Here is a 6,187-nt window from a genome sequence, read left to right as displayed (position 1 = left end):
CGGACCTCTCCACCGAAGGAGCACATCCGATGCGACAAGCGACCGACGCGCGCCAGGACCCGGCGGGCCCGTCCGGTGACGGCGTCCCCGTCTTCCAGCTCATGGACCCGGAGCTGGTGCGCGACCAGTACGGCTTCTTCGCCCGGCTGCGGGAGAAGTCGCGCGTGTGGTGGGCGGAGCTGCCGGACGGTTCCCGGTGGCTGGTGCCCACCCGCTACGAGGACATCCGGCTGGCCCACCTGGACCCGGTGCTGCGGCAGAAGCCGGACCCGGAGGACGACCCGGTCTCCGACGAGGAGGGCGGCATCTGGCGGATCTACAACGAGCACCCGGTGGTGACCGACCCGCCCAAGCACACGCGGCTGCGCAAGCTGCTCAGCGGTGCGTTCACCGGCCGGCAGACGGAGCGGATGCGGCCGCGGGTCGAAGCGACCGCCGCCGAACTGCTGGACCGCCTGGCCGAGGAGGGCGCGGACGGCAGCCCCGTGGATCTGATGGAGAATTACGCCTGGCAGCTGCCGCTGGTCCTGATCTGCGAACTGCTGGGCGTCCCCGAGGACCGTCGCCAGGTGTTCCACGACTGGTCGCGGAACGCGCGCGACTTCACCGGCGGTGACACCCACGAGGGCCGGGAGGAGATCGCCTACCGGATCATCGACGTCATCAAGGAGCTCATCGCCGAGCGGCGCGCCCACCCCACCGAGGACCTGCTGGGCCAGATGGTGCAGGCCCGGGACGCCGACGAGGGCAGGCTCAGCGAGATCGAGCTGATCTCGACCGCGTTCATCGTGCTGCTCGCCGGGTTCGAGACCAGCGTGGGCCTCATCGGCAACGGCGTGCACGCGTTGCTGCGCAACCCCGAGCAACGCGCGCTGGTGGAGAGGGACCCGTCGCTGATGCCGGGCGCGGTCGAGGAGTTCCTGCGGTTCGACCCGTCACTGTTCCTCACCAACGTCCGGATCTCCGGCGCCCCGACCACTGTCGCCGGGGTCACCATCCGCAAGGGCCAGCCGGTCCTGCTGTCCCTGGGCGCCGCGAACCGGGACCCCGAGCAGTTCCCGGACGCCGACCGGCTGGACGTCACCCGCCATGCGGGCGGCCATCTGACGTTCGGCTACGGCATCCACCACTGTCTGGGCGCCCCGCTCGCCCGGATGGAGGGGGCGATCGCCATCGGGCGGCTGCTGGAGCGCTTCCCGCGGCTGCGGCTGGCCGGTGACGGGGACGTGCCGTTCATCCCCAATCCCATCTCCCGCACCCCGCTGAAGCTGTCCGTGCTGCTCACCTGACATCCCGCGGGGTGGATCCCCGGATCCAGGATCCACCCCGCGGGGCCCCGCGAGCGTCTCCGGCCCGGCCCCTGCCCCGGCCGGGCCGGAGCCTCACGACCGCGCACAGGCGGGGCAGCCCGCGGTGGTGCGGTGGTACTCCCAGGCCGCGCCCGCCAGCGCGACGCCCCACAACACCCAGGAGGCATAGAACGTGAGCGGAACCCACGGGCGCAGTCCGATCTCCTCGACCGGCGGCGTGGCCGGGTCGTTGACGTACCGCACACCCGCCACGAGCGCCGCCGGGGCCACCTCGGCCAGCACCGCGAGGCCGAAGCAGCTCGGCACCAGCACCAGCGGCCGTGGCACCCGCGAACCCCCGACGGCCGGGACCCAGCGCGGGAACACCCGGCCCCAGGGCCGTACCAGCGCCAGCGACAGGAGCGATCCGGCGAGGGCGGGCACGACCGGCAGCCAGCCGCCCGGGACCGCGTGGATCACCTCGGGCCGGGTGATACCGATGTCGCTGCCGCACTCCCAGGCCAGCTTCACCACCGGGTACGGCAGGGACAGCGCGCACGCGGCGTAGCCACTCCACGCCAGGGCCCGCGGTGCGGCCGGGCGCGGCCGGCGCCCGCACCGCGGGCAGGTCCCCGCTCCCTCCCGCGCCTGCCACCGGGCGGCCATGAGCGTCAGCGCGGCCGAGCCGAGGGCGAGGCAGCGGGCCGCCACCCGGCCCGGGTCCACTTCGGCGGCGTCCGGGTCCGCCGTTTTGGCCGTACGGCGGAGGGCCACGGTCAGCGCGTCGAACAGGAGGTGGCTCCCGCCCTGAACCAGTCCCGCGGCCGCGCCGCGCGCCGCCAGCTCCGCGGCCCCGCGCGTCCGGTGCCGGGCCGACGGTACGGCCGTGAGCGCCGCCAGCGCCAGGCCACCCGCGGCGGAGGCGCCCTTCAGCAACCGCTCGCCGGGGAACGGCTCCCGCTCACGGCGGCGAGCGAGGGCGGTCGCGGCGAACGTGGCGGCGCACCCCGCGACCGCCCACGCCGCCCGGACCCGCCCCCGTCGCTGGGTTGACGTCATGTCAGCTCTCCCGTCCATCCGTCCGCCGCTGCCGAGCACACCGTACGAACGCACCCGTGCGACAGGGCAGTCGGCTTCCAAGAATCGAGAATCGGCAGATCCCATGTCCCAGACCACCGACCCTCTGCTCATCACCACACCACCCGACCTGTCCGACCCCCGCCGCTACACCGAGGACGGCATCGAGGAGGTCTGGCGGCGGCTGCGCGCCGCCCACCCCGTCTTCCTCACCCGGCGGCCCCACGCCGGCGACTACTGGTCCGTCCTCGGCCACGATCCGGCGGCCCGGGTGCTCAAGGACGCCGCCGCCTTCTCATCCACCGGCGGCATGCGCCTGGACGCCGACCCGGCGTCCAACGCGGCGGCGGCCGGGAAGATGCTCATCGTCACCGACCCGCCCCGGCACGGCGACATCCGCCGCGTCATTAACTCCGCGTTCACCCCACGCATGGTGGGGCGGCTCACCGACACCATCCGGCAGACCGCGGTCGAGGTCATCGAGGCCGCGCTGGACCAGGGCGACGCCGACTTCGCGCAGGTCGCCGCGCGCCTCCCGGTCTCGGTCATCTCCGACATGCTCGGCGTGCCGCGAGCCGACTGGGACCTCATGCTCAAGCTCACCATGATCGCCTTCGGGGCGGACGAGAACGCCGGCACCGACCCCCAGCGGATCGCCGAGGCGCACACCGAACTCCTCGTCTACTACGACAACCTGCTGGCCCGGCGGCGGCGCGACCCGCAGGAGGACATCGTCAGCGCCCTCGCCCACGGCACCGTCGACGGTGCGCCCCTGACGGACGAGGAGGTCCTGCTCAACTGCAACGGGCTCATCTCCGGTGGCAACGAGACCACCCGCCACACCACCGTCGGCGGGCTGCTGGCCTTCCTCCGGGCACCCGACCAGTGGGCCCGGCTTCGCGCCGAGCCCGAGCTGCTGCCGTCCGCGGTCCAGGAGATCCTGCGCTTCACCAGCCCCGCACTGCATGTGCTGCGCACCGCGCGGCGCGAGGTGGACCTCGGCGGCCACCGGATCCGGCCCGGCGACCAGGTGGCGGTGTGGCTGCCCGCGGCCAACCGTGACGAGGCCGTGTTCGCCGATCCCGACCGCTTCGACATCGCCCGTACCCCCAACCGCCACCTCACCTTCGCCACCGGCACGCACTTCTGCCTCGGCTCCGCGCTCGCCACCAGCGAACTGACCATCTTCTTCGAGGAGTTCCTGGCGCGGGTGGGCCAGGTCGCGCCACGCGGCGCCCCGCGGCGCATGCAGTCCAACCTCATCTGGGGCTTCACCTCGCTGCCCGTCACCCTCACCCGCCGCGCGACCCCGTCGCGCTGACCTGGGCCGGCGTCACAGGCCGGTCCCGAGGACCTCTAGGAGAGACAAGACATGACCACTGTGAACCTGTCCGCCCAGGACCGCCGGGAGACGGGCGCCCTGGCGGCCGAACTGGCCGCCACCGCTCCCGGCCTCATCGACGATCCGCACTGGGTGGCCGAAGCCCGAAGAATGTCCTGCCGTCTTCCGCTGCGGCTGCGGGAGGCCACCCGCCTCTATCGCCACGACCCCGGCCGGGACGGCGTTCTGATCGTGCGCAACCTGCCGGTGAACGAAGCGGAACTGCCCCTGACTCCCACCGTGCCCGAGTCGGTGGAGCGCACCGCCACCGTGCCCGCTGCCGTCGCCGTGATGGTCACCCTGCAGATCGGCGAGATAGCGGCGTACCGGGACGAGAAGTCCGGTGCGCTCGTCCAGAACGTGGTGCCCGTGCCCGGCCGCGAGGGGTCGCAGAGCAACGCCGGCTCCACCCCGCTGGAGCTGCACGTGGAGAACGCGTTCCATCCGCACTGCCCCGACTACGTCAGCCTGCTCTGTCTGCGCAACGACGAGCCCCTGAACGCGGGCACGATGGTGTCGTCGATCCGCACCGCCCTGGAGCTGCTGAGCCCCGGGACGCTGCGCGTCCTGCGGGAGGAGCGCTTCACCACCGCCCCGCCGCCGTCCTTCCGCGACGGCGGCCCCGGCCCCGCGCACGCGGTACTCAGGGGCGACCCGGACGATCCCGACGTGAAGGTGGACTTCCACGCGACGACCGCCAATGACGACGAGGCGAAGGTGGCGTTGGAGGCCCTGCGGGGCGCGTTCCTCGACGGCGCGCGGACGCTGGTCCTGCGGCCGGGCGAGATGGCCGTCGTGGACAACCGCATCGCCATCCACGGGCGCACCGCGTACCAGCCCAAGTACGACGGCTACGACCGGTGGCTGCAGCGCACCTTCATCCATCTGGACCACCGCCGCACCCGGGCCCACCGGACCGGCAATGGAAACGTCCTGTTCTGATCCGCTTCTGATCCCTTTCTGATCCGCTGCTGATCCGCCCGGCCCACGGGTCATGCGGGGAGGGGCGGAGTGTCATCCGCGAGGCTCATCCGCCCTCCCCCACGCGGTGGAGGGGGTCGCCCCCGGGACGGATGCACCCGCCGCCGCTACCGGACAGGCTTGAGTATCGGCACCGCGAAACCGGAGGTCACGGTGACTGTTCCCGCGCAAACGCCGGCCCGCCCCGGGCTTCCGTCCCCGGAGCCCGGGTGGCGGGTGTGGCCGCGGCGGTGGCCCCGGTGGGCGCCCCACGCCGCCGCGGCGTGGGGTGTGGTGTACGCCGCCGTCCAGGTGGTCTGGGCCGCGGCGGGCGCCACCGTGCCCTGGTCGCCGCATGTGGCCTACGCATCCGGCGTCCAGCTCGCGCTGGCCGCCCTGGCCCTGCTGGCCGCCGGGGCCTGCCTGGCCACCCCCCGGCAGTTGGCCCGGCGCGGCCGGGTGGCGGTGACGGCGGCACTGGCCGTGGCGGTCCCCGTCTTCGCGATGGGCATGGCGAGCCTGCCCGCGTACGTGGTCACCTTGGCGTCCTTATCGGGTGTGGAGAGCGCCACCGGCTTCGCCCATGTCCTGCTGAACACCGTGGGCCTGGCCCTGCTGCTGCTGGTCGTCGTCTCCCACCGGCGGCGGCTGCGGGGCCGGTGTCCGCGGTGCGGGACCGGGCACACCGGCGACGGCAGCGGACCGCTGGTCCACCCGCCCGCGTCCGTGGCGTCCCGGCGGACCCGGATCCAGGTGTACCTGCTGATGTGCGGGCTGCTGCCGTGGGCGGTCGTCAAGACCATCTGGACGCTCGGCGGCGACGCGCTGAGCGTCACGGCGGAGAAGTGGCGCGAGGAGAACGCGGGCGGCTCGGACGCGGCCAAGGCGCTCGCCTCAGTGGGCATCGACGTCACCGTCCTGGCCGCGCTGGCCGGGATCTTCCTGCTGCTGGGGTTGCTGTACCCCTGGGGCCAGGTGTTCCCACGCTGGACACTTTTCCTCACCGGGCGACGGGTGCCCCGGCTCCTGCCCCTCCTCCCGGCATGGCTGACGGCCATCGGCCTGTCGGTGTACGGCGTCGTCCTCGTGATCTACGCCCCGCTCAGTGCCGCAGATGTGCTGCCGCGGATCAAACCGGACGGGGCGTTCACCTCCAGCGCCGGAATCACCTGGATGGTGCTGTTCGGCGGGCTCGCCTTCGGCGGCCTGGGCTTCGGCCTGATCGCCGCAGCCCGCTCATACGCCGCCCGCACCCGCCCGGTCTGCGCGATCGCCGCCGCCACGGACGCGACGCCTGGGAACTGATGGGCTGCGCCCATCTGCCGGTGGCAGTAGGCCTCCGGCCGCCCGCCGCGGCCGCGTATCCAGCCCGGCACCGGCAGCAGCGGGCGCACGACGGGCCACTGGGCTGGTGTCGTACTCCCCGAAGAAGCTCGGCCTCTTCCAGACGCCGAAAAGGGGCCCCTGACCCACGTCATGC

At 73.3% G+C, this 6,187-nt stretch carries 5 protein-coding genes; 4 read left to right on the top strand and 1 reads right to left on the bottom strand.

Translation table 11 applies throughout. The features are described 5' to 3' along the window. The first annotated feature begins 29 nt into the window (after window positions 1-29). The gene (locus ACFYOY_RS08305; RefSeq protein WP_351898219.1) at window positions 30-1,289 is read left to right on the top strand and encodes a cytochrome P450; all 1,260 of its coding nucleotides are present in this window, start codon (window positions 30-32) and stop codon (window positions 1,287-1,289) included. A gap of 93 nt (window positions 1,290-1,382) precedes the next feature. Here the strand turns inward: ACFYOY_RS08305 and ACFYOY_RS08300 are convergent, their stop codons facing one another. Beyond that, the gene (locus tag ACFYOY_RS08300; RefSeq protein WP_351898213.1) at window positions 1,383-2,348 is read right to left on the bottom strand and encodes a hypothetical protein; all 966 of its coding nucleotides are present in this window, start codon (window positions 2,346-2,348) and stop codon (window positions 1,383-1,385) included. A gap of 103 nt (window positions 2,349-2,451) precedes the next feature. Between ACFYOY_RS08300 and ACFYOY_RS08295 the strand changes: the two genes are divergently transcribed. From ACFYOY_RS08295 to ACFYOY_RS08285, 3 genes are all read left to right on the top strand, one after another. After that, window positions 2,452-3,687: a cytochrome P450 gene (locus ACFYOY_RS08295; protein WP_351898206.1), complete on the top strand. Its 1,236-nt coding sequence runs from the start codon at window positions 2,452-2,454 to the stop codon at window positions 3,685-3,687. Between the two features lie 51 nt (window positions 3,688-3,738). Then, the gene (locus tag ACFYOY_RS08290) at window positions 3,739-4,689 is read left to right on the top strand and encodes a TauD/TfdA family dioxygenase (protein ID WP_351898201.1); all 951 of its coding nucleotides are present in this window, start codon (window positions 3,739-3,741) and stop codon (window positions 4,687-4,689) included. A gap of 309 nt (window positions 4,690-4,998) precedes the next feature. After that, a complete protein-coding gene (locus ACFYOY_RS08285) occupies window positions 4,999-6,012 on the top strand; it encodes a hypothetical protein (protein WP_388585575.1) in 1,014 nt (337 codons plus the stop codon). Window positions 6,013-6,187: the final 175 nt, after the last annotated feature.

It is taken from the genome of Streptomyces sp. NPDC007875, from assembly GCF_042868035.1.
Lineage (GTDB): Bacteria > Actinomycetota > Actinomycetes > Streptomycetales > Streptomycetaceae > Streptomyces > Streptomyces antimycoticus.
The sequence above is the reverse complement of the archived record's forward strand: the minus strand, read 5'-3'. Positions and strand labels throughout refer to the sequence as shown.